The following is a 22,228-nucleotide window of genomic DNA, read 5'->3' on the forward strand; positions in this document are numbered from 1 at the left end:
TTTTCAATTTATTCACTTCTACTATCCAAAAAATATTAAATTGAGGACGTTTTCAGATTCATCTTTGGGCACACTGCTGGCCTTAAGCGTTTTTTTGCAGTTCGTAAACTCACCAGCAACCTACAATCTCCCACGAGTTAAGCTGAAAAAATTATCTGTAGCAATTACGTCGAATAACAATATCGGTTTATCCCTCTTTAATCTCAATCCATTTTTTATTTGCGGTAGACATGATTACCAGATAGCGCTGTTCAAAATCGGCGGGGTCGAATTGGGCGTTGCGGGCGGTGAGTAGTTCGAGTTCGGTGTGTAGGTCCAGCAGTTGGTTACGGATATTGATTTCGTGAATCCATAATTTTTCGGGTGAGCGCAGTACCATGTAGCTGGTCACCATCGGCAGGATGATGGCGAATAGGGTGGCGATGCTTTTGCTGGCGATGTCGAACAGCGAGAAATCGAATGCGGTAGATACTGCAATCAATAGCGATATAAAAGAGGATGCTACCCATAAGCTGCGGTGCAAATACTTATGGCGTGCAGCTTGTTTGCTGTGGCTGCTTGCGGCCGCTTTGATGGTGGTGAGTAAAATATTGTTGGTGTCCATTGCATTCCTTCGTGTGGCCGTTTTGAGTAGGCATTAATTCTGTTCGTCTTTGCGCCAAAATTCAACAAACCCGGATATTTCATCCGCTGGCATTGGCCGTGCCCAGTAATAACCTTGTGCCTGGGTGCAGCCGAGGCTGCGCAGTAGTGCGGCTGTGTTTACATCCTCCACGCCTTCGGCAATTGTTTTTAAACCGAGGCTGCTGGCCATTTGGATAATCGCGCGGACAATCGCTGCATCACCCGCGTGGTCATCCATTTTGCGCACGAAGGATTGGTCGATCTTAAGTGCTTCCACTTCAAATTTTTTCAGATAGCCAAGGTTGGAGTAGCCAGTTCCAAAATCGTCTATCGATAAATGCACACCCTCGCTACGCAGATGGGCAAGTGTGGTGGCAAGGCGGTCGCTGTCTTCAATTAACAGTGATTCTGTGAGCTCCAATTCCAAATATTGCGGTGGTAAACCACTTGCTGCCAATGCACCCAACACAATCGCATCTATATTGCCGCGTTTAAATTGAATGGATGAAATATTAACGGCTACCGCGAATTGCAAAATGCCTTCGTCATACCAGCGTTTGGCTTGCTCGCATGCCTCGCAAATTACCCATTCACCCAGCTGGATAATAAGCCCGGATGATTCTGCCAGCGGGATAAATGTAGTGGGTGGGATAAAGCCTTGCTCCGGGTGATTCCAGCGCAGCAATGCTTCCAGTCCGCATACTCTATTAGTCTGCAAATCTATTTTGGGTTGGTAGTGCAAACTGAATTGGTTTTCTTGCAAGGCTTTGCGCATACCGGAAATTAAACTGATGTGATCCAGCATGTTGTGGCTAATGGCCGGATTAAAAAAGCGGAAACTGTTGCGCCCTGAATCTTTGGAGTGATACATGGCGATATCGGCCTTTTTAATCAGCGTATCGAGATCCTCTCCGTCTTGTGGCGCCAAGGCAATACCAATCGAACAAGTGCAAAAAATTTCGATGTTGCGGTAGAGATAATTTTCAGAGACCAGTTTTAGAATTTCCAAACTGGTTTTGGATATTTCATCGGTTGAGCTGACGTTAGGCATAAACACAATAAATTCATCGCCGCCGTAGCGACAAACCAAATCGACTTTTTTGGTATAGCTGAGCAAACGCAGTGCGACTTCTTTTAGAATTTGATCGCCTGCTTGATGGCCAAGTGAATCATTGATGGGTTTGAGATTATCCAGATCGATAAAAATAAGTCCCAGCAACTGTTGCTGGGACTGGGCTTGCTGGAAAATTCTATCGAAATTATTTTGCGCCATAATCCGGTTGGGTAAACCGGTGAGCGGATCGTGCATCGCCATGTGTTCGATATGGCTTTTAACGCTTTTCACCCGTTCATTTTCGCGCGCCAGGTCTTTAAGTGCGGTGCGATAATCATGGGCCAGCATCCACACCGCAAAGCCAACCACAATTAAAATTACGACCGTGATAAAACCTGTGGCGAGATTAATCGGTTCAATGGTGTTGTGATAAATCCCCGCTTCATTGACGTAGGCAATTACCAATAGCACTGTGACCATAATGGATAACAAAAAAACCAGCAGACGTTTGTTACCGAGCATGGCTGCAAAAATCATTACACCGCAATAACCCAACAGCGAACTGTCGCGGATGCCGCTGCCGGCCCAGGCTAAATGCGAGAGCATTAATGTGAGCGAAACCAGAAAAATGGCGGCGCCGGTAACGGGATGTTTTTTATAGATTGCCCAGTCCACACTAAATAAAAAAATACCGGTGGCGAGCATGACAATCGCATCGCTGTAACGACCTGCGCTGATGGTAATAATGCTGACTAGCAGAAGTGCAATCTGGGTAATGCGGAGGATCTGTATCAGCCGTTTTATCTTTTGTTTACTGAAGTCTTCCTGATAGGCAAGCAATGAGTGCCTGCCATTAGTTTGGCTGGTGGTGGGCTGATTTGTCTGGACATGATTGTTCGGTGATCGATCAAGATTTTGGTTGCGCACGCTAACACCCTGGGGTTGGTGAGTCTGGCTAACCTGCGGTAATTATTAGTTTCTCCATAAGTCTGGTGTTGCCCCAAAAAAGCGTGTCCGAGGTTCTCTTTATGTATAGCTGATTTGCGCCGGACTGCTACAGGTTTGTGTGTAATTAAACTGACATTTTATCTCTAAACATAAAGAAAACTGCGCCCAAAAGGCATAAGCCTGCCCAGAGGTAATCCAGCTTGAGTGGTTCCTTCATATAAAACACGGCGAAGGGAACAAATACGCTTAGCGTAATAACTTCTTGCAGGATTTTTAATTGGCCAACGCTCATAACGGTATAACCGATCCGGTTGGCGGGTACTTGCAGTAAATATTCAAACAGGGCGATGCCCCAACTAATCAATGCCGCAATAATCCAGGGTTTTTGGTTCAGTTCTTTTAAATGTGCATACCAGGCAAAGGTCATAAAGATATTGCTGCAAAACAGTAAGCCAATCGATATCAGTGTTGGATGCATAGTCGGTTATCCAATTAAGGTTGGGTTGAGGCCTGATCTATTTTTTGTCCGGCAAAATAGGAGCTGATAATACTCAGTATCCAGCTTGCCAATAATATCCATTTGCCCTGATCCCAATAGGGCGATGCAAACAGTGAGCCGTGTAAGGTGCTCCACATATGGGATATATCGAGTGCAAAATTTCCACGCGCTGCTTCTGCAGCCATCTCCTCATTTAATTGCAGTGCAACCGCAAATAAATTTTTAAATAACATCAGGATAATAATCAAGGCAGGCACTGCAAAAATGCAGCCGCGCACATAGCTGCGCAGAAAAAATAATCCTGCACCGGGAAAAATAGTGGCTGATAAAATTGCAGCGCGTTTGGCTTTGCTTAAACTTTCCGATGGTTTATTAGTGTTAGTCATAAATACCTGCGCGTTATTTTTCGGCGACTAATTGTTCAAGGCGATAAAAGCCTGTGCCATTTTCGGTCAGTGTATCAACCAACCATGGCAGTGTTTCTTCCATTGCTGCCCAGAGCGTCCAGGGAGGATTAATCACGATCATACCGCTGGAGGTCATGCCATGCTCCTGACTATCCGGTTGCATACCAAATTCCATCAGCTGGATATTTTTAATGCCGGATTTTTTGAGTGCCAATTCCATTTCGTCTATGCGTTGACGCAACACCACTGGATACCAGATCGCATAGGTGCCAGTGGCAAAACGTTTGTGCGCTTGCACAATTTGTTTAACCAGATGTTGGTAATCATTTTTAACTTCATAGGATGGATCAATCAAAACCAGCGCACGACGATCCGGTGGTGGCAGCAGGGCTTGCAGACCAGCGAAGCCATCTTCATTTTCTACACGAATGCGTTTGTCATCGCGCATGCAATCGCGCAGGAATTGAAAATCGGCAGGATGTAATTCATGCAGGAATAAACGATCAACCGGGCGCATCATCGTTTGTGCAAGCAGTGGTGAGCCGGGATAAAGTTGCAATGCGCCGCCGCTGTTGACGTGGCGCACTTGTTCTACAAATCGCGCAACCGCTTTGGGTTGCGGCCCGCTTTCCCACAATTGGCTAATACCCGAATCAAATTCGCGATTTTTTTGCGCCTGTGGCCCATTGAGTTTGTACACGCCTGCGCCAGCGTGGGTATCGATTATACGAAGCGGCTTATCTTTTTGGATCATGTAATCGAGCATGTGTACCAACACTGTGTGTTTGAGTACATCGGCAAAATTACCGGCGTGAAAGCCATGGCGATAGCTGAGCATAACGGGGTTCCAACGGGCAACTGGTTAAAGTACAGACGCTGCTATGTGCGCTATACAACAAAGGCTTGAATTATAACTATCTGGAGGAACAATTACCCGAACAAGATTGTCACAAAATTGGCCTTTTAGCGGTGGGATTTAGCAGTTAAAGTAACGGACGCCCTTAATTCATTGTGAAGATTCTGGATTTGCTGACTCCTTCCCCCATTTTTGCTCACCTATTTGCGTACCTGTGTGTTCTGGTATCGGCACTGGCAGCCGCGCCTGCTCTGGCGGCGGAGCCTGAGATTAAAATCCTGGGTGGTACCAAAAGCCTGCGCGAAAATATCCGTCAACATCTCACCCTTGCCGATGAAAGTTGTAAAACGCCGCTGTGGCGTTTGCATGCATTATTGGGTGATGCAGAAAATGAAATTACCCAGGCTGCACAGGCTCTCGGATTTTACGAACTCCAATACGACCCTAAATTTGTCAATGATAAAGACTGTTGGGGTTTGGAATTAAAACTCACACCAGGCGCTCCTGTACTGGTAACGGAATTGCGCATTGAAATTAATGGTGAGGGGCGCGGGGACGATATTTTCCAGTCGATCTACGACAAGCCCGGCATTACCGTGGGTAAACGGTTAAACCATGGTGCATATGAATCACTTAAAACGCGCTTTGGCACGCTCGCTTCAGTTCATGGTTACTTTGATGCGAATTTTGAGTATTCACAAATTACCGTGAATGTTGCCGAAAAATCAGCAGTCATAGCTTTGGTCTATAACACTGGGCCGCGTTACCGTATCGGTGCAATTAACTTGCAGCACGATATCCTTGATGGGAATTTTTTGCGCCGCTATTTAAATATATCCGAAGGCGATTATTACGATTCCGATAAATTGCTGGATTTGAAGACGCTCTATAACGCGAGCAATTATTTTTCCCTGGCAAGTATCTCTCCTGAAATTCAATCACTCAAAGACAATGAAGTTCCGATTAATATCAATTTGGAAGCGCGCAAGCGGCGCGAATATTCGGTGGGTGCGGGTGTAGATACCAACACCGGCCCGCGCGTGTTGTTAGGCTTTGATGATCGTTACGTGAATGATCGCGGGCATAGTGTTGCAGCTGACCTCAACACCGGTGAGAAAAAAACGACGGCCTTGGTGGCTTACACTATTCCGATGAGTAGGCCAGCATACGAATTTTTGCGCACCTACGTTGGATATGAAAAGGAGATCACCGATACCTCGCGCATTTATAAAAACACCTACGGTGCCAGCTACACTTACTATCAAGATAATAAATGGCTGCAAACCTATGCCCTGGATTATCAGCAAGAAAACTCGTTTGTTGGGGTCGAGTCTGAAAACAAAACTGATCTGGTTATTCCTTCAGTCTCAGTAACGCGTATCAAAACCGATGGTGCGCCTTACCCTTTAGCGGGTTGGACACTGATGGCGAAGTTATCGGGATCGCCCGAAAGTTTAGGTTCTGATTTTAGCTATTTACAATTCAATGCACGGGCAAAATATATAAAGGCATTCTCCTTTGGCAGAATTTTGTTGCGCTCTGAAATTGGTCTTACAGAAGTCAGTGAATTTAGTAAGTTGCCCGCATCCGTTCGTTTTTTTGCCGGTGGTGATTCAAGTGTGCGTGGTTATGATTACCAATCGCTTGGGCCAACAGAACAGCAAGTCGATAAAAATGGCGTGTCTAAAACGGTAGTGGTCGGCGGCAATAATTTGTTAGTTAATAGTATTGAATACGACTATTTGTTTAAAGATACCAAATGGGCCGCCGCTGTATTCTTTGATGCGGGTAACGCTGCTGACGATTCACACATTGATGTGAAGCGCGGGGCTGGGGTTGGTGGGCGTTGGATATCACCTATTGGGCCTATTCGTCTTGATGTTGCTAAAGCATTGGATGGTGACAAGGGTTGGCGCTTGCACATCACTATGGGGCCTGACCTGTAAACTGGTATCGCACCGGGCAATATTATTAAGTGTTTTGAGATTTAACACGACGGTCAATTACGCTGATGTTACGTAAAATTCGCAATATAGTTTTTAGCTTGCTAGCCGTATTTATTATTGTGCTAGCTAGCGTGAGTGCGCTGGTGGAAACCGAAACCGGTAGCCGCTGGGTTGTCGCGCGCCTCGCATCTGTGGCGGGCATAACAATTGGTGAAATGTCGGGAAATTTGCGCACCGGTCTGGATGTCAGCTTTATTGATTACAATGATGGCAAACAACATTATCGCGCAGAGCAAGTTTCATTTCGTTGGCATCCCGCTGCTTTGCTTTACAGCACACTGGCAGTCCAATCACTGCAAGCAAAAAACATCTTAATACAGCTTCCACCTTCCGCACCAATGCCTGCTCCTGCAGAACCCTTCAGCCAATGGCCATCTCTGGGATTGCCGGTGGCGATCAAATTGGATCAATTACAATTAATCAATATTAAGTTTGTGCAGGGTTCAACTGAGCTGTTGTGGAATAAATTGAGCGGCTCGCTCAGTCATGGGCAATTCAAATTGCGCTACAACAATCTTGCGCTCCTACATGATGATTACTTATTAAATCTAACCGGTGCCAGTGACTTGGCTTTTCCCTATGCAACCAAAGCAAATTTGCAGTGGCATTGGCAGGCTCCGGCAACTGAAACTCAGCTTGCACAAACGCAACCAGCGTCACCACCAGCACAAGTGCAGCAGGCAGCACAGCAACAATCATCGACATCTACTTCTGCTGCATCTTCAGCAAGCGCAATTGCAGCAGCGGAAAATTTGCCAGCATTGGTTTATGAAGGCACCACTGTAATTGAAGGTGATTTATCCAATCTTAAACTCAGTAACAAAATCACTTCGCCAGTGCTTCTCGATGCAGATGCCAGCGCACAATTGGTCAATGCAAAAAAACAATTGCAGACCGAGCCATTAATGACGCTCGCGTTAAATTGGAAACAGCAAACGCTTCCTGCGCAATGGTGGATGCCAGCGAAGCCTGCGCCTGTTACCAGTGGCAAAGTGACTGCTAGCGGTAATTGGCGTAGCTATAAAGTGCAGGTGGATGGTGATATCAGTTTGCCCAACACACCGTCACTGGCGATTGTCGCAACTGCGGCAGGCGATTTGGAAAAAATTCAGATTGATGAATTGCTTATTAATGAATTATTGCCGGTGCCATCACCCGAGGTTGTAGCAACAGCGTCTTCTGAAGCAACAGCGGTAGAAAAAGTCGATCAAATTGTTGCAGATGCCGTAGCAAATAAAGAGAACGCTACTGAAGAAACTATTGCCGCAGTGAAAAGTGATACGGGGCTATCGCTGAAAGGCAGTGTGAAATGGTTGCCTGATTTGCAATGGCAAATCGATGCTAATGCCCAACATCTGGATCTTGCGAGTTTAGTAGAAAATTGGCCGAGTGATCTTAACGCGACATTTTCCACTAGCGGCAAATTTGCCGATGAACTATGGAATGCGGAATTAACCAATCTGCATATTGATGGTGAAATGCGCGGCGTCAATGTGCAAGGTGATGGCAGTATAAAATTCGATGGGAAAAATATCAGTTCAGATTCCCTGCATATTGTTTTTGGTGCAAATCAATTGCAGGTAAATGGTTCTATGGGCGAGGCATTTAGTCTGGATTGGAATCTCAACGCCCCTATTTTGCAGCAGTTGGATGACCGCGTTACCGGCAGTGTGGCTAGTGTGGGCCAATTGCGTGGTGATTGGGAAAAGCCGCGTATGAGTGCCACTGCGAGCGCAGAGAAATTCAAATGGGGAAGTTATGGAGTTGATAAGCTGGAACTGTCCCTCGCGCCGCAAGGTAGTGTTGCAAATGCAAATGGTGCCGGGACAAATAATTCCCCAGAACAAGCAGATGAATCTGCGGAAGAAACTGAGTTATCAATAACTCAGGCGCAAAAAAAGCAATCACCAACAGCGGTCCAGCAAGATCCCCAAACACAAATCACAACCCAGGAAGCAGTGGCTGTGGTAGCGGATGCTTTGCGCAATGAAGATTACGACTTGGCATTTTCTGCAAACCAATTGCATGTGGGTGAAAACTATTTTTCCACCATTAAGCTAAATGGATCTGGTTCCCTCAATAAACATCAATTGCAATCGACAATAAGAAGTACTGCCTATGGTCGCGCCGATATTAAAGTCGTTGGTGCTTTTGATGGCACCGAGTGGCAGGGAACATTGGAACAACTGGCGATCAAATTGAAAAAGGTGCCGCGCTGGTGGTTAAAATCGAGCAAACCTATTCGTGTAAATGCTAATTCAGTTGTGCTCGGCGCCCAGTGCCTGACTACGCGTTCAAATTTAACTGCTGCGGTGGAGCGCTCGGAATTGGTCGAGCGTGAGCAACTCGTAAATGATTGGTTGCCAAATCAATCGCGGGTCACCAATACCTACGACTGGCTTGTCTCTGCTGCTCCTTTACCGGCGAGCGGCATTGAGCGTTATGCGTTACCGCAGTTGTGTATCCATGGCGATTGGGCTAGCACTGACGGCGCAAAATTTACGGCGCGTGTTGATTCAGTTCCTCTGCGTCAATTTCTCTCGCTATTTAAAACAGAAGTGTATTTTGCTGGTGTAATGGACGGTTACGTGAATCTCACCAGCAAAACATTTGCGTTAAACGATACCGAAGTAAGCGCAAATATCAGCACGCGCAATGCAGAGCTTCGTTATCAGTATGCCGGTGGCATTACCGAGGTCTATGCTTGGAAAGATTTTGCAGCACGTGCGGATTTGAAGAAGGCGCAACTCAATGCTGTCGCAGGAATGGAGTGGGTGGGCTATGGCACACTTAACGCAACCACGCATCTGGATTTAGCGCAGCAAAAAATTGTCGATGGCAAAATGGAGGCTCGCTTCACAAGTTTGGCTCCGCTTGAAACGCTGCTGACGTTTGCCAATGATGTTAAAGGGGATTTCCGTGCAGACTTGTTTGCAAGTGGAAGTTTCGCACAACCGCAAGTGCTGGGTGAAATTAGTTTGCGCAATGGTGTGGCGAATATTCCCGGTCTTGGTGTGGATCTTACCAATATCGATCTGCAGATTAATTCGACACAAGCGGGAAATATCAATTTAGTTAGTCAGCTGCAATCAGGTAAAGGAAAATTATCTCTAGTTGGAGATTTAAATCAATTTGGTACGCCGAACTGGACTGTGCAGGGGTTTATTAATGGTTCAGACTTTCAAGTTGTTAACTTGCAACAGTTAAAAGCCACCCTCTCTCCCGATATTAAAATTACCGCAAATAGTGAAGCAATAAGCTTATCGGGTGATGCGGTTATTCCCTGGGCGCGTGCCAATATAAAACGCTTGCCGGAAACTGCTACGGCAGTGTCCAGAGATGCAGTAATTGTCGATGAAAATTTTTCCCAAAGTAAATCGAGTATCCCGATTACGTTATTTACTAATTTGAATTTATCCCTGGGCAATGATGTTCAATTCCAAGGGTTTGGTTTGAATAGTAAATTATCGGGAAAAGTTAATCTGCTTAAAGAGGCTCAGCGACCATTTTTTACCAATGGTTATGTGAGTGTGTCGGACGGGAGTTATAAAGCCTATGGGCAATCGCTCACTATTGAGCGCGGCCGGTTGATTTTCCAGGGGCCGTATGAAAATCCCGGGCTGGATATTCGTGCATCACGCGTTATTAAAGGTGATACTGAGTATCAAGTCGGCTTGGAAATTGGAGGCACTTTGCAGCGGCCAAAAGCCGATATTTTTTCGGTGCCCTCAAAGTCGGAAAGCGATGCCATGATGATGTTGCTCACAGGCAAGCCCGTTAATGAGGCAACCAAAGCAGATGCATCTATGTTGCTCGGTGCGATGAGTGGTTTGGGTATGGATTCGAATAGTTCGATTACTACCGAGATTACCCAGGCGTTGCACCTTGATGAATTGGAAATAAAGTCAGACGACGGGATTAACCAAAGCCAATTGTGGATCGGAAAATATCTTACACCGAAATTGCTAGTGCGCTATGTTGTCGGGATTTTTGATCGCGCGTTTAGTTTAGGTATGGAGTATCGACTCTCGGAACATTTGCGCTTGGAGGCCGAGTCGGGTGAAAGTCAAAGCGTAGATATTGTTTATAAAATTGAGCGTTAATATAGCTCCCGTTATTAGCGCGTAAAATTGCGTTAATTCATGCCGATTGCTTTTTTATTGTGCTATTTCTAGCGCACTTTAAAAAACACACGAGGATCGGCAATGAAACCCCTGCATTACTGCGTCAAACTATTTTTATTTCCGCTATTTATTTTCATTAGTGAAAATACGCTGGCCGATGATGCCTGGCAAAACGCTAGCGGCTGGTGGAATGCAACTGATATTCCTGCCTTCGATAAGAGCAAAATTACCAAGCAGCTTTCATTGGTAAAAGTACAAGGCAATAAATTTGTTGATGAATCCGGCAAGGTAATGGTGTTTCGCGGGGTGAATATTTCTGACCCGGATAAAATTAGCCGCGATAAACATTTCACTAAAAAGCATTTTGAGGTGATTAAAGCCTGGGGCGCAAATGTGGTGCGTATTCCCGTGCATCCATCGGCGTGGCGTAAAAATGGCAAGCAAGCCTATCTGGCAATGCTTGACCAAGCGGTGATCTGGGCTAACGAATTGAATATGTATGTGATTCTCGATTGGCATTCCATTGGCAACCTGAAATCGCAGATGTTCCAAAATAACTCCTACTACACCGACCGCGGTGAAACCAACGATTTTTGGCGCACAGTTTCCGAGCGTTATGCCGGTATTAACGCCGTTGCGTTTTATGAAATCTTTAATGAGCCGACGGTGTTTGGTGGTCGTTTGGGAATTGTAAGTTGGGAAGAATGGAAAGCAATTAATGAAGAAATCATTACCGTTATCCAGGCGCACAACCCAAAAGCGATTTCGCTAGTGGCTGGATTTAATTGGGCATACGATTTAAAACCTGTCGCAACTGCACCTATCGAGCGTGACAATATTGCTTACGTGAGTCATCCCTATCCGATGAAAGTGCCTGCACCTTACGAAAAAAATTGGGAGCGGGATTTTGGTTTTATCGCGGATAAATATCCGGTTTTTGCTACCGAAATTGGCTACCAGCTGGCAACTGATAAAGGTGCACATGTTCCAGTAATTGATGATGGCAAATACGGCAAACGCATTACCGATTACTTTGGCAGTAAGGGTATTAGTTGGGTGGCCTGGGTGTTTGATCCGGACTGGTCGCCACAAATGTTTACCGACTACGAAACCTATGAACCAACCATGCAAGGCAAACATTTCCGCGAAGTCATGTTGCGCGAAAATAAAAACTGATTTTTATATAACCCTCTCCTGTATACCAGCACACAATTCTTTTGTGTGCTGCGTCCTGATTTTACATTTTGTCGCTTAATGGGATTGTAATCTGATTGCGGGAGCGTAGACTCGCCGCACTTGCATTGTCATCCTGCCACTTGATGTTGTCCTTGCAGCGCGTTAATAAAAATAATAGTGCAGTCGGCGTGGTTCCCGTTTTTCGTAGTATATGTTGGTTCAATACCTCATGAGTTTTGCAGCAGTGATTTTTATAAATTCACCGGGCTTCTAAATTTTACTGAGGGATTTTTTATGCGGTTACGAATTTTATTATCCGGCTTATTACTTGCCGGTATTGCATCCAGTGCATTAGCTGCCAATCGTCCGGCAGGTTACGTCACGATTTGTTCCGAAGGAAAAACTTGCTCGCTGGCATCGCCAACAACAGTTGCATTTGGGCGAGCGGATAAATTTACTTATAAATTATTGTCGGGCAATTTTATTTGTTCGGAAGTCACATTCGGTGCACGCATTGCCGGTGGCGTGAATGAATGTTCCATTGCGCGCAATGGCAATTCCACTAGTTCGGTGCCTACGCAATCATCTTCAAGTAAACCAGCGACCAGTGTGTCGAGTAGTTCAATTGCCAGCTCGCGCAGTTCATCGTCCAGCTCTGTTAGTAATCCACCGGTAGGTAGTTATTATCCCGGCTGTGAAAAACCGGAACCAAATGAAACTGTGCAATTTACCCAGACCCGTGTAGTGCTTCCCGGCGAAATTTTTGACGGCCAGAACAAGCGCTTTAACTTCACTGGCGGTAGCCAATCCGAAGGTCAGCCGCCGGTATTTGAAGTGCAGGAAGGCGGTGTGGTGAGAAATGTGATTATCGGTTCGCTCGCGGCAGATGGCATTCACTGTAAAGGCAATTGCACGCTCGATCACGTGTGGTGGGAAGATATTGGTGAAGACGCGGCAACGGCGATGGGACCAGCAGGCACCATCATGAATATCACTTGCGGCGCTGCGTTTAACGGCTCCGATAAAACCTTCCAATTTAATGGCCGCGGTGAATTACATATCAGCAAATTTTATGTGCAGAGCGCGGGTAAATTGGCGCGCACCTGTGGTGACTGCACAGCTAACGGTGGGCCGCGCAAATTAGTGATTAACGATGTGATCACGCGCGATGTCAGCACCATCGTCGGTATCAATACCAATTTTGGCGATGTGGCGACTATCCGTAATTTAACGCTGAATAACAGCGGTTCATCCAAAACAAAAATCTGTCAGGTCTACAAAGGTGTAGTGAAAGGATCTGGCAGTAGCTCGGCGCTCGGTGTGGAATTTGATACGCCGAATTGCGATGTGCGCCAAAGCGATGTGACCTTACTCGGCAATAGCCAAATGAATACCTCCGCGTGTGCGGGTTCCTGTCCAACTCCCTAAGCGCTTCGTCGTCCGTAGCGCATTGCTTCTGCCCGATCCGCAAGGATTGGGCAGTTTTTTTTGCAGGTAAATAATTGCGGTGAAGTTGTTAGTAAGCGAAGGCGGGTGGTTGTTCGCATTGCCCATCGTCTGGCAGGTAAGGAGATTTCAAACAAAATACTTTGCGTTGGCGCAGGTTGAGTTGCGCAATATCGGCGGCGTGATGCTGCCTGAACAAACGATCAAATTCCCCGCTTTGCTGCAGCTTTTTCAAACCCGCCTCTACTCTTTTTGCCAGCAGCGGAAATTTTTTACTGACGTATAAATGAATCGGATAGTTGTAATAGATGAGGATATCCGGCTCCACGACCAGAAATGGAAATTTGGTTTTCTGGTCGCGCCAGGTGTACATGACTTCATCGGCGCCCAGCGGTAAACACTCATAGCGTTTGGCGGCGAGCATATCAAACAGCGCTTCAAAGGTAGGTGCTTGTATCGGGTTGAGGTTGTTGTATTTGTAAATCTCCATATCCGCCCAGTTAAGCCCTTGGGCGATCTGCAGTTGGTTAAGTGATTGCAGTTTCTCGGCGGCGGGAAAGTTGGCCGGGTTGATCAGGCAAATCCGGTAGCCGAGCAGCCCGCGCAAAATATCGACCGGGATACTGATGACATCGGCACGCGAGATGACTGTGCCGGGCGATGCCCAGAGCAGGTTGAGGATTTTGCCCTCGCTGATCAATAAGGCTTGGCGCTTGGCGCTGGGCTCTTCGCCAAAGGGTGCGAGGGTGTAGTCACCATATTCGGCGCGCGTTACATCAAGGATGCGTGCGATCAATTCAAATTTATAGGCGTGGCGCGCGTCTTTCAGGCCGCGATCATAGTAGCGCACGACCATCGGTGAGGCGGTGGTTGTGGCAGGCGACGATTGCTCTGCTGCGCAGACGTCGCCAAAAAGCAGCGCTGCCAGAGCGGTGATGAGCCAGATAGAGTGGGTCTTGGTGAACATGCAACGCTTCCATTGTTGTATGACTTTATTTTAGAGGACGGGCGCCATTTGTCATGTTTTATTACCTGGTTCGTTTTTTGGTAGTTGCGAGTCCCAGCGCATGGGGAGAGCGAACCAAAAGTAAGATTTATCTGCAAGGTTCACCTTTTCGCCACCTAAAGTGAGACACGCCCAGTTTGCTTTTCGACGTCAACATGGGACGACCAGAATGAAATACAGGTGGAGGATGGCAACACTGGAGCGCAATATCCCCGGTCTCAGGGTGATCCACCACAGGACTCTAAGAACAATAACAGTGACGTAACAGTACGCCCCCCACGAGACGATTGGGCTCCCGGTTCAATAATCAATAACAATTATCGGGTCATTATTATGAAAAGATTCAACCGAGTCCTGCTTTTGCTGAGCGCGCTGGGTTTTGCCCATGCAAGCCAATCTGCAATATTAAATTACGGCGCTGGTAACATCAGCGACACTATCAATACCGCTGGCTGGAAATGTACCGTCGACCACGGCAACTGGATCCACAATGCCGGTGTAGTTAAACCCGGTGTGAGCAGTTGTAATCCTATCGGCGCACCAACCCCCATCTACCCACAAGAAGTGGCTCCTGCGAACACCAAGCCGACTATGACTCACCGTTGGTGGGGTTCAATCCCGTTCCTGGGTGAGATGAAAGTCGGTGTTTCTACCGATGCTGGCTACATTACGCCTGATCCGATCACTGCCCGTATTACCGAGCGCGGCGTGCGCATCCTGGGTATTCCCGGCGGCTTGCGTACCGGTACTAATGAGACTATTTATGCGATCCCAGATCCGTTCAGCGAAGTGTTTGACGGTATCGCGGTAGGCAACTCGTCTTACTCCAACCTTGAAGCTTTCCTGAAAGATTACAGTGATGGTTCTGTTACTGTGCAATGGAAAAGCGGCGCTACCGCGGTGATGGAAGCGACCTTCGTGCATGGTTCTCCTTATGTGTACTTCACCGCGCTGCAAGGCAATCTGGTGGTGCGCACCAAGTCTGCCGATGGTGGTGAGAAAGGGGTGTTCCATCAAAGTGGTAACAATCTGGGGATCTGGACTGAAGTGGCGGGCAACCGCAATGCGTTCCTGATCGTCGGCCACGATGCGACTACTTTTAGCGGTGTTAACAGCAATAGCATTGGTGTTAACAACAGCACCAAGCGCATGACTGTTGCCTGGTTGCCACAGCTGACCGGTACTCCGTCGGCGGCGATGATCTCAGCCTTCGCCCAATACGCTACCCAGCGTGTGGACAAGGTAAACATCAACTACACCGTTGATCGTGCTACCAACAAAGTGACCGTTAACCATCAATACCAATTCAATGGCGCTAACGTCACCACTATGGCTGGCCTGTTGCCACTGCACTGGAAAAACTCCACCCAAGGCGTGACCAGCTACAAAGTGCGCTCTGCCCGCGGTGTGACCAAGTTTGCGACCACCAGCAGCTACAGCTACACCATTCCTTATGTAGGTGTGTTGCCTTACTTCCCCGAGAATATCGGCGACTACAACGCTACCCAATTGCGTGCACTGGTGACCGAGTTTGTAAATCAAGGCACTGCTAACTGGAATGGCGCTACCGATACCTATTGGGCCGGTAAAAACTACGGCAAAGTAGCTGAACTGGCGGCGATTGCCCGCTCTATCGGCATGACCACCGAAGCCAACCAAATGATCGCCTGGCTGAAAGCCGAATTGCAGGATTGGTTCCGCGCTAATACTACCGGTGCCTTGGATACCACCAAGTACTTCGCGTATGACAGCAACTGGAACACTCTGTTGGGCTTTGATGAGTCTTTCGGTGCGCAACAACAATTGAATGACCACCACTTCCACTACGGCTATTTCGTTCGCGCTGCTGCGGAAATCTGCCGTGTTGATGCTGGCTGGTGTGGATCTACCCAGTACGGCCCAATGGTTGAATTGCTGATCCGCGATTACGCTGCCGGCCGCGACGACGCTATGTTCCCGTACCTGCGCAACTTTGATCCGGCCTACGGTTTCTCCTGGGCATCAGGCCATGCGAACTTTGCCTTGGGCAACAACAACGAATCGACTTCAGAAGCCGCTAACGCCTACGGCGCGATCATCCTCTACGGCATGATCACCGGCAACAATGCCCTGACCGAGCGCGGTATGTACCTGCATGCATCATCGACCGCTGCTTACTGGGAATACTGGAACAACATCGACCGTTACAAAGGGTTGGGTGGCGATTACGACAACTTCACCTCGACTTACACCAAGCCAACCACCTCAATCATTTGGGGCAACGGCCATGTGTTCTCTACCTGGTTCAGCGGAGCTTACGCGCACATCCTGGGTATTCAAGGCTTGCCACTGAGCCCGTTGGTGTTGCATATCGGCCAGCATCCGGCTTATCTGACTAACTATGTCACCTTGGGCTTGAGTGAATCGTCCAACGGCAAACCATCTGGTCTTCCAAATGGCCAATGGCGCGATGTCTGGTGGAATATCTGGTCAATGACCAATGGCCAGGCAGCAGTAGATGATATGTTGGCTTACGGCCTGAACAACCTGATCCCTGAAGAGGGCGAGACTAAAGCGCACACCTATCACTGGGTGTACACCTTCAAGCAATTGGGTCACTTGGCAACAGGTACTGGCGCGTTGACGGCCAACCATCCTGCTGCGGTAGCCTTTAATAAGAACGGCGTGCTGACTTACATTGCCTACAACTTCAGTTGTTCGGCGATCAATGTGGCTTACTCGGACGGCACCAACTTCTCTGTACCTGCTAAGGGTTATGCCTTGAAGCGCACCGGTCAGTCAGTGGTATCCAGCGGTGCGGGATGTGGCGCGACCAGCTCTACCCCAAGTTCAGCAGCGCCAAGCAGTGTGGCATCGTCTTCCAAGTCATCGGTAGCGCCTAGCTCGGTTGCCAGTTCAGTTGCGGCTACACCTTACGGCCATACCGTACTGACCAGCACCAGCGTGCGCTTCCATGCGAACAATGCGGCTTGGGCGGATATTCACTACACCATCAATGGCGGTGCGCAACAAAACATCCGCATGACCAATGCCAATAACAACAACACCTACACCGTGACCGGCATTCCAGCGGGTGCAACCGTGCGCTACTTCTTCACCATCGCCCAAGGCGCTGGCGCGATTGATACCGCATGGGTGCAATTCGGTTGCTGCTCTGGTGGTACCTCAAGTACTCCAGCAGCGAGCAGTACTCCGGCTTCCAGTGCAGCACCAGCGTTTACCCAGTTGGTACAAGCTGAAGCTTTCACTGCGATGAACGGCGTGCAGACCGAAGCAACCACCGATACCAATGGTGGCCAGAATGTGTCTTACATTGATGCAGGTGATTGGATGGCTTACGCCGGCATCACTATCCCGACTACCGGTAGCTATCGCATTGAATATCGCGTAGCCAGCCCATCAGGTTCGCTGTTGTCAGCTGACCTGAATGCGGGTGCAACCCAATTGGGTAATGTGTCGATTCCAGCGACGGGCGGCTGGCAAAGCTGGACGACAGTGAACCACACCGTCACCCTGACTGCTGGCACCCACAGCTTCGGAATTTTTGCTCAACAAGGCGGCTTCAACATCAACTGGTTCCGCATTACCAAGCTGTAGTCAAGTACGAATAAAAGTCTTAGGGTTCGTTTAACCCCTGTCAGAGTGTGTTCTGGCAGGGGTTTTTTATTTGTACCACTTTTTTTCGTGAGTAGAATTTACCCATCATCGGTAACACCAAAAATACAGTTAACTTATTGATTGGTAATGTAATTATGGTATCCCACTAGGCGAAGTAAAAAGTGACATGCGTCAGGTTTGAGTAAGTTTGAAGGTGGGACGACACCTTTGGTGCCAATTGTGATTATGCGCTCGCTAGAAAAGCGGTTGTGACCTATGGTTTTTCTTGAGCGTCTAATTAAACGCTTAATGAGCGAGGGTCATTACATAATTTCATACCAATAAATAAATGGAGAACTCCATGAATAAGACACTAACAACAAAGCAATCTACAGGTTTTAAGAAGAAGCTGATTGCTACTGCGGTTGCGTCTGCTCTCATCGGCATGAGCGGCATAGCAGTAGCACAGGACGATAGCATTGAAGAAGTTGTAGTAACCGGTGTTAAAGGTGCTCAACAATCAGCGGTTAATACCAAGCGTCAAGCAACTTCTATTGTTGATGGTATTTCGGCAGAAGATATCGGCAAGCTGCCAGACGTAACCATCGCTGACTCCCTGCAACGTATTACCGGTATCCAAGTACAACGTGATGCAGGTGAAGGTACCAGAGCTAACGTACGTGGTTTGCCACAAGTAGTAACCCTGTTGAACGGTGAGCAATACCTTACTGCAGGTAACCTGACTGGCGCTCAACCGAACCTGGGCGACATTCCATCCCAGTTGATGAAAGGCGTTAACGTTTACAAGTCAACTGATTTGAGCAATGCATTGAATGGTGTGACCGGTACTATCGACCTGCGTACCCGTCGTCCATCTGACTTTGAGGACGGCTTCACCTTTGCTGGTGCAGCTGAAGCATCAACCGGTGATTACACCCAAGAGACTGATCCATCAGTAAATGGATTGTTCAACTGGCGTAATGAAAACATCGGTGTTTTGATTGCCGCTACCCAAAGCGAATCTAACCTGGGCAACAACTATTCTGGTAACACCGCCAACCAAGTGACCACCGATAACGGCTGGGGTGGTGACGGCGCTGCAGACAATGCTTACAACTGGTTGCAAGCACCTGGTTACGACTCATTCAACCGTATCGTTGAGCGTAATCGTACCGGTCTTAACGCAGCGTTTGAGGCTGATTTCGGTGAAGGCTTCAAATTCATCGCTGAAGGTTTCTACACCAAGCTTGAATCCCATGACCGTAAAATGGGTTTGAACATTGGTAACCGTTGGGCAAGCCTCGACTGGATGGATCCAACCAAATTTACTGATACTGGCGTTCAAGGTGGAAAGAGAACCTGGGCTTCTGTTGATGAGTATGCGGTTAATGCGCTCTGGGTTAACTCATTCAGCGTAAACGATACTGTTAACAGCCAATCGCAAAACTATAACTTCCAATTGGATTACGACAATGGCGGTAACTTCACTTCCAGCGTTCGTGCAATCCGCGGCTCTGCCGATAATGATTTCGTCAGCGGTTCAACCCAGGGCGACCTGAGTAACTGGACAGACGATAACACCAAATCTCTGTACCGTTCACAATTGGGTCGTATTGGCGTAGACCCATGGTACGGTACTGGCACTGTTGAATTGCCTAACTTCTATCCAAAGAGCATTGCTGATCAATTCAGTGGCGATCGCTTCTTCAACGATACTGTAGGCAGCAATGGTGGCCGTTATATTCATCCTAACCCGCAAGGTTACGGTGAAAACCCACAATTGATTTACAACATCGCCGGTGATCATCCTGTATGGAGCGGTTTTGATACTCCAATTAAAGGTGGTTTGACTGATGCGAGCGGTGAAAAAACGCTGCGTGATTACATGGCTAACAAAAGCAGTTATGCGATTGGTGCATACGACGGTGGTGGTGCTCGCGCAACTGCTGACCTGAACGTATTCAGTGCCAAGGGTAAATACTCTTTTGATGAGCCAATCGGCGGCTTCCTGACTGCGGTTGAAGCCGGTATCAGAAACAGTTCACGTGATGTTACTAACCACGAATTTAAACTGTTCTCTTACATGTATCCGGGCAGTGCAACTGACGCCCAGGGTTGCGGCGCGCAATGGAAAGCGATCGACGTTGTTATGAACCAGGACCAGTGTGCTGCTGGTGAAATGGTTCCGCACCCATTGGCAGGCCAAGCCTGGTCAGCTAACGGCCAAACTGGTGTGTACCCGGATATGGTGTTCCAGGGTTATACCGCTATGGCACCAACTACTATCGACCAATACCAACCAGCTAAATTCGTTACTGACTTCGGTGGCGTAACTTCCGGTTTGCCTGGTGTGTGGGTGGCTGATGCTAAAGCGTTCGATAACATGGAAGCCTTCCTGATCGATACTTTCGGTTCGGCTGAGCGTGTTACCCGTCCAGGTGAGTCTTACGCTGTAACCTTGATCGAAAACAGCAGCTACATTGTTGGTGATTTCGCTGCAGGTATTTTCAGTGGTAATGCTGGTTTGCGTATTATCGAAACTGATTTGACTGTAAGACAAAACGAAACTGGCCCAACCAAGAACTACGGTGATACCGCCAACGACGTAGGTGATATCGTTAGTTCACGTAGCTACACCGATGTATTGCCATCGTTGAACGTTGCGGCTGACATTACTGATGACTTCAAAGTTCGCTTTGCTGCCAGCAGAACCATGACTCCGTTGGACCTGAAGCAATACGGTGGTGGTTTGACCGTTAATACTGCGGACGATCTGGATTTGAATATCCGTGTGGTAACTGGCGCTAACTCTGCTGGTAACCCGAACCTGAATCCATGGCGTGCGCATAACTACGACTTGTCTGCGGAATACTACATCGGTGAAGCGAGCTTGATTAACGCAGCTGTTTTCTATGTAGATATCAGCAGCTTCGTAAACAACAGCGGTCGTACTCCTGGTGGACGTTTCCCTGACCAAGACGGCGTAATCCGTAGAACGGTTGATATTACCGGTCCTGTACAAGGTGCTGGTGGTTCAATCGAAGGTTTGGAATTGGGCGGCAAGTTTGCGTTTAGCGACATCACCGATGGCTTCCTGGCTAACTTCGGTTTGGATGCTAACTACACCTACTCACCTAGCGAAGCCAACGTGAAAGATCTTAGTGGTAAAGCGTTGCCCTTCCAGGACAACTCGGAAAACCAATTCAATATCATCGGTTGGTATCAAAACGATAAGCTGCAAGCACGTATTGCATACAACTATCGTAGTGAGCGTTACGTAGGCGAGGCTATCCAAGGTACAAGAACCTTCGCTGAAGAAACCGCTTACGTTGATGCGAACATTAGCTACGATATTTTGGAAAACACTACCATTTATCTCAACGCTTCTAACGTAACTAACGAACAAGAAAAGTACTATGTTGATTTCTCTAAAGGAGATCATCAGTTCCTTTCTGTTAACGAGTTCGAAGCGCGTTATACCGTTGGTGTTCGTGCCAAGTTCTAATGTAGCAAGCTCAATGGTAGCCTGATAAAACAGGCTACCAACAGCTGTAGTCTCTGGAGCTGCTGCAAGGAAACCCAAGGTTTTTTTTGCAGCAGCTTTTTTTTTTGCAAGACACAACCTATAGCAATTAAAAAAATAACCTGGCTGCTATGAAAAATAATAATATCCAATCCATAGTTATCGTTGGTGGTGGCACTGCCGGCTGGATGACGGCTGCAAGTTTGCAGCAGCACTTTAAAAATCTCGTGAGCATTACGCTTGTAGAATCTTCCGAAATTGGCACCATTGGTGTGGGTGAAGCAACTATTCCCACCATTCGCCGTTTCTATTATGACCTTGGTATGAATGACCTTGATGTCATGCGCGCGACTCGCGCAACCTGCAAATTGGGTATCCAGTTTAATGACTGGCATAAACCCGGCTCATCTTTTATTCACCCCTTTGGATTGTTCGGGCAAGATCTTAAAGGTATTGGCTTTCATCATTTTTGGCTTAAATTGCAAAAAATGAATGCTGCAAGTGGGATTGGTGATTATTCCCTCGGCGTGACATTGGCGAAAAATAATAAATTTAATGTTCCCACCCGAACTCCCCCTTCATCACTTTCAATCTTTGATTGGGCATTGCATTTTGATGCGAGTTTATTCGCCGCTCATATGCGCGAATTTGCTACTGCGCGCGGTACGCGCCATATTGATGCAAAAATAGAGAAAGTTAATCTAAATCAACAGAACGGATTTATTGATTCGCTCACGCTCAATACCGGTGCGATAATTGAAGGCGATTTATTTTTAGATTGTTCCGGCTTTCGCGGTTTGTTAATCGAGGAAGCCTTGCACACTGGCTACGAGAATTGGAGTCAGTGGTTGTGGTGTGATAGTGCTTACGCTGTGCAAAGCCGCTCAGTATCTACTCCTTCGCCCTATACAAAAGTAACCGCTCGCCCAGCAGGTTGGCAGTGGAATATTCCGCTTCAGCAT

At 47.5% G+C, this 22,228-nt stretch carries 13 protein-coding genes; 7 read left to right on the top strand and 6 right to left on the bottom strand.

The features are described 5' to 3' along the window. Positions 1-187: 187 nt before the first annotated feature. The 5 genes from AAGC78_RS09525 to AAGC78_RS09545 all read right to left on the bottom strand — a co-directional run bounded on the left by AAGC78_RS09525 (position 188) and on the right by AAGC78_RS09545 (position 4,370). A complete protein-coding gene (locus tag AAGC78_RS09525) occupies positions 188-604 on the bottom strand; it encodes a hypothetical protein (RefSeq protein ID WP_435783835.1) in 417 nt (138 codons plus the stop codon). A gap of 33 nt (positions 605-637) precedes the next feature. Beyond that, entirely contained in the window at positions 638-2,605 is a 1,968-nt protein-coding gene (locus AAGC78_RS09530) for a putative bifunctional diguanylate cyclase/phosphodiesterase (RefSeq protein ID WP_435783836.1), read from the bottom strand. Between the two features lie 145 nt (positions 2,606-2,750). Next, positions 2,751-3,104, bottom strand: coding sequence for a DMT family protein (locus AAGC78_RS09535; protein WP_435783837.1), 354 nt, complete (start codon positions 3,102-3,104; stop codon positions 2,751-2,753). 14 nt (positions 3,105-3,118) lie between these two features. Then, positions 3,119-3,511, bottom strand: coding sequence for a hypothetical protein (locus AAGC78_RS09540; RefSeq protein ID WP_435783838.1), 393 nt, complete (start codon positions 3,509-3,511; stop codon positions 3,119-3,121). 13 nt (positions 3,512-3,524) lie between these two features. Then, positions 3,525-4,370: a 23S rRNA (adenine(2030)-N(6))-methyltransferase RlmJ gene (locus AAGC78_RS09545; protein ID WP_435783839.1), complete on the bottom strand. Its 846-nt coding sequence runs from the start codon at positions 4,368-4,370 to the stop codon at positions 3,525-3,527. Between the two features lie 173 nt (positions 4,371-4,543). On the opposite strand from AAGC78_RS09545, the gene AAGC78_RS09550 reads away from it, so the two are divergent. The 4 genes from AAGC78_RS09550 (at position 4,544) to AAGC78_RS09565 (ending at position 13,122) form a co-directional block, all read left to right on the top strand. Next, entirely contained in the window at positions 4,544-6,334 is a 1,791-nt protein-coding gene (locus AAGC78_RS09550) for an autotransporter assembly complex protein TamA (protein WP_435783840.1), read from the top strand. Between the two features lie 65 nt (positions 6,335-6,399). After that, positions 6,400-10,497: a translocation/assembly module TamB domain-containing protein gene (locus AAGC78_RS09555; protein WP_435783841.1), complete on the top strand. Its 4,098-nt coding sequence runs from the start codon at positions 6,400-6,402 to the stop codon at positions 10,495-10,497. A gap of 102 nt (positions 10,498-10,599) precedes the next feature. Further along, the gene (locus AAGC78_RS09560) at positions 10,600-11,694 is read left to right on the top strand and encodes a glycoside hydrolase family 5 protein (RefSeq protein WP_435783842.1); all 1,095 of its coding nucleotides are present in this window, start codon (positions 10,600-10,602) and stop codon (positions 11,692-11,694) included. Between the two features lie 294 nt (positions 11,695-11,988). After that, positions 11,989-13,122: a pectate lyase gene (locus AAGC78_RS09565; protein ID WP_435783843.1), complete on the top strand. Its 1,134-nt coding sequence runs from the start codon at positions 11,989-11,991 to the stop codon at positions 13,120-13,122. Between the two features lie 88 nt (positions 13,123-13,210). Here AAGC78_RS09565 and AAGC78_RS09570 read toward each other — a convergent pair whose 3' ends face one another. After that, entirely contained in the window at positions 13,211-14,107 is an 897-nt protein-coding gene (locus AAGC78_RS09570) for a hypothetical protein (RefSeq protein WP_435783844.1), read from the bottom strand. Between the two features lie 372 nt (positions 14,108-14,479). Between AAGC78_RS09570 and AAGC78_RS09575 the strand changes: the two genes are divergently transcribed. The 3 genes from AAGC78_RS09575 to AAGC78_RS09585 all read left to right on the top strand — a co-directional run. After that, positions 14,480-17,743 (top strand): glycosyl hydrolase, encoded by a 3,264-nt coding sequence (locus AAGC78_RS09575; RefSeq protein WP_435783845.1) that lies wholly within the window; start codon positions 14,480-14,482, stop codon positions 17,741-17,743. A gap of 361 nt (positions 17,744-18,104) precedes the next feature. Continuing rightward, positions 18,105-21,248 (top strand): TonB-dependent receptor, encoded by a 3,144-nt coding sequence (locus AAGC78_RS09580; protein ID WP_435783846.1) that lies wholly within the window; start codon positions 18,105-18,107, stop codon positions 21,246-21,248. Between the two features lie 149 nt (positions 21,249-21,397). Further along, the coding region (locus AAGC78_RS09585) for a tryptophan halogenase family protein (RefSeq protein ID WP_435783847.1) at positions 21,398-22,228 on the top strand (831 nt) is incomplete at its 3' end.

Source organism: Cellvibrio sp. (assembly GCF_039207905.1).
Lineage (GTDB): Bacteria > Pseudomonadota > Gammaproteobacteria > Pseudomonadales > Cellvibrionaceae > Cellvibrio.

Excerpts from the sequence above, each read along its gene's own strand:
- AAGC78_RS09580 (WP_435783846.1), top strand. The coding sequence starts at position 18,105 with ATGAATAAGACACTAACAACAAAGCAATCTACAGGTTTTAAGAAGAAG.
- AAGC78_RS09525 (WP_435783835.1), bottom strand. The coding sequence starts at position 604 with ATGGACACCAACAATATTTTACTCACCACCATCAAAGCGGCCGCAAGC.
- AAGC78_RS09565 (WP_435783843.1), top strand. The coding sequence starts at position 11,989 with ATGCGGTTACGAATTTTATTATCCGGCTTATTACTTGCCGGTATTGCA.
- AAGC78_RS09540 (WP_435783838.1), bottom strand. The coding sequence starts at position 3,511 with ATGACTAACACTAATAAACCATCGGAAAGTTTAAGCAAAGCCAAACGC.
- AAGC78_RS09560 (WP_435783842.1), top strand. The coding sequence starts at position 10,600 with ATGAAACCCCTGCATTACTGCGTCAAACTATTTTTATTTCCGCTATTT.
- AAGC78_RS09545 (WP_435783839.1), bottom strand. The coding sequence starts at position 4,370 with ATGCTCAGCTATCGCCATGGCTTTCACGCCGGTAATTTTGCCGATGTA.
- AAGC78_RS09555 (WP_435783841.1), top strand. The coding sequence starts at position 6,400 with ATGTTACGTAAAATTCGCAATATAGTTTTTAGCTTGCTAGCCGTATTT.
- AAGC78_RS09575 (WP_435783845.1), top strand. The coding sequence starts at position 14,480 with ATGAAAAGATTCAACCGAGTCCTGCTTTTGCTGAGCGCGCTGGGTTTT.
- AAGC78_RS09535 (WP_435783837.1), bottom strand. The coding sequence starts at position 3,104 with ATGCATCCAACACTGATATCGATTGGCTTACTGTTTTGCAGCAATATC.
- AAGC78_RS09570 (WP_435783844.1), bottom strand. The coding sequence starts at position 14,107 with ATGTTCACCAAGACCCACTCTATCTGGCTCATCACCGCTCTGGCAGCG.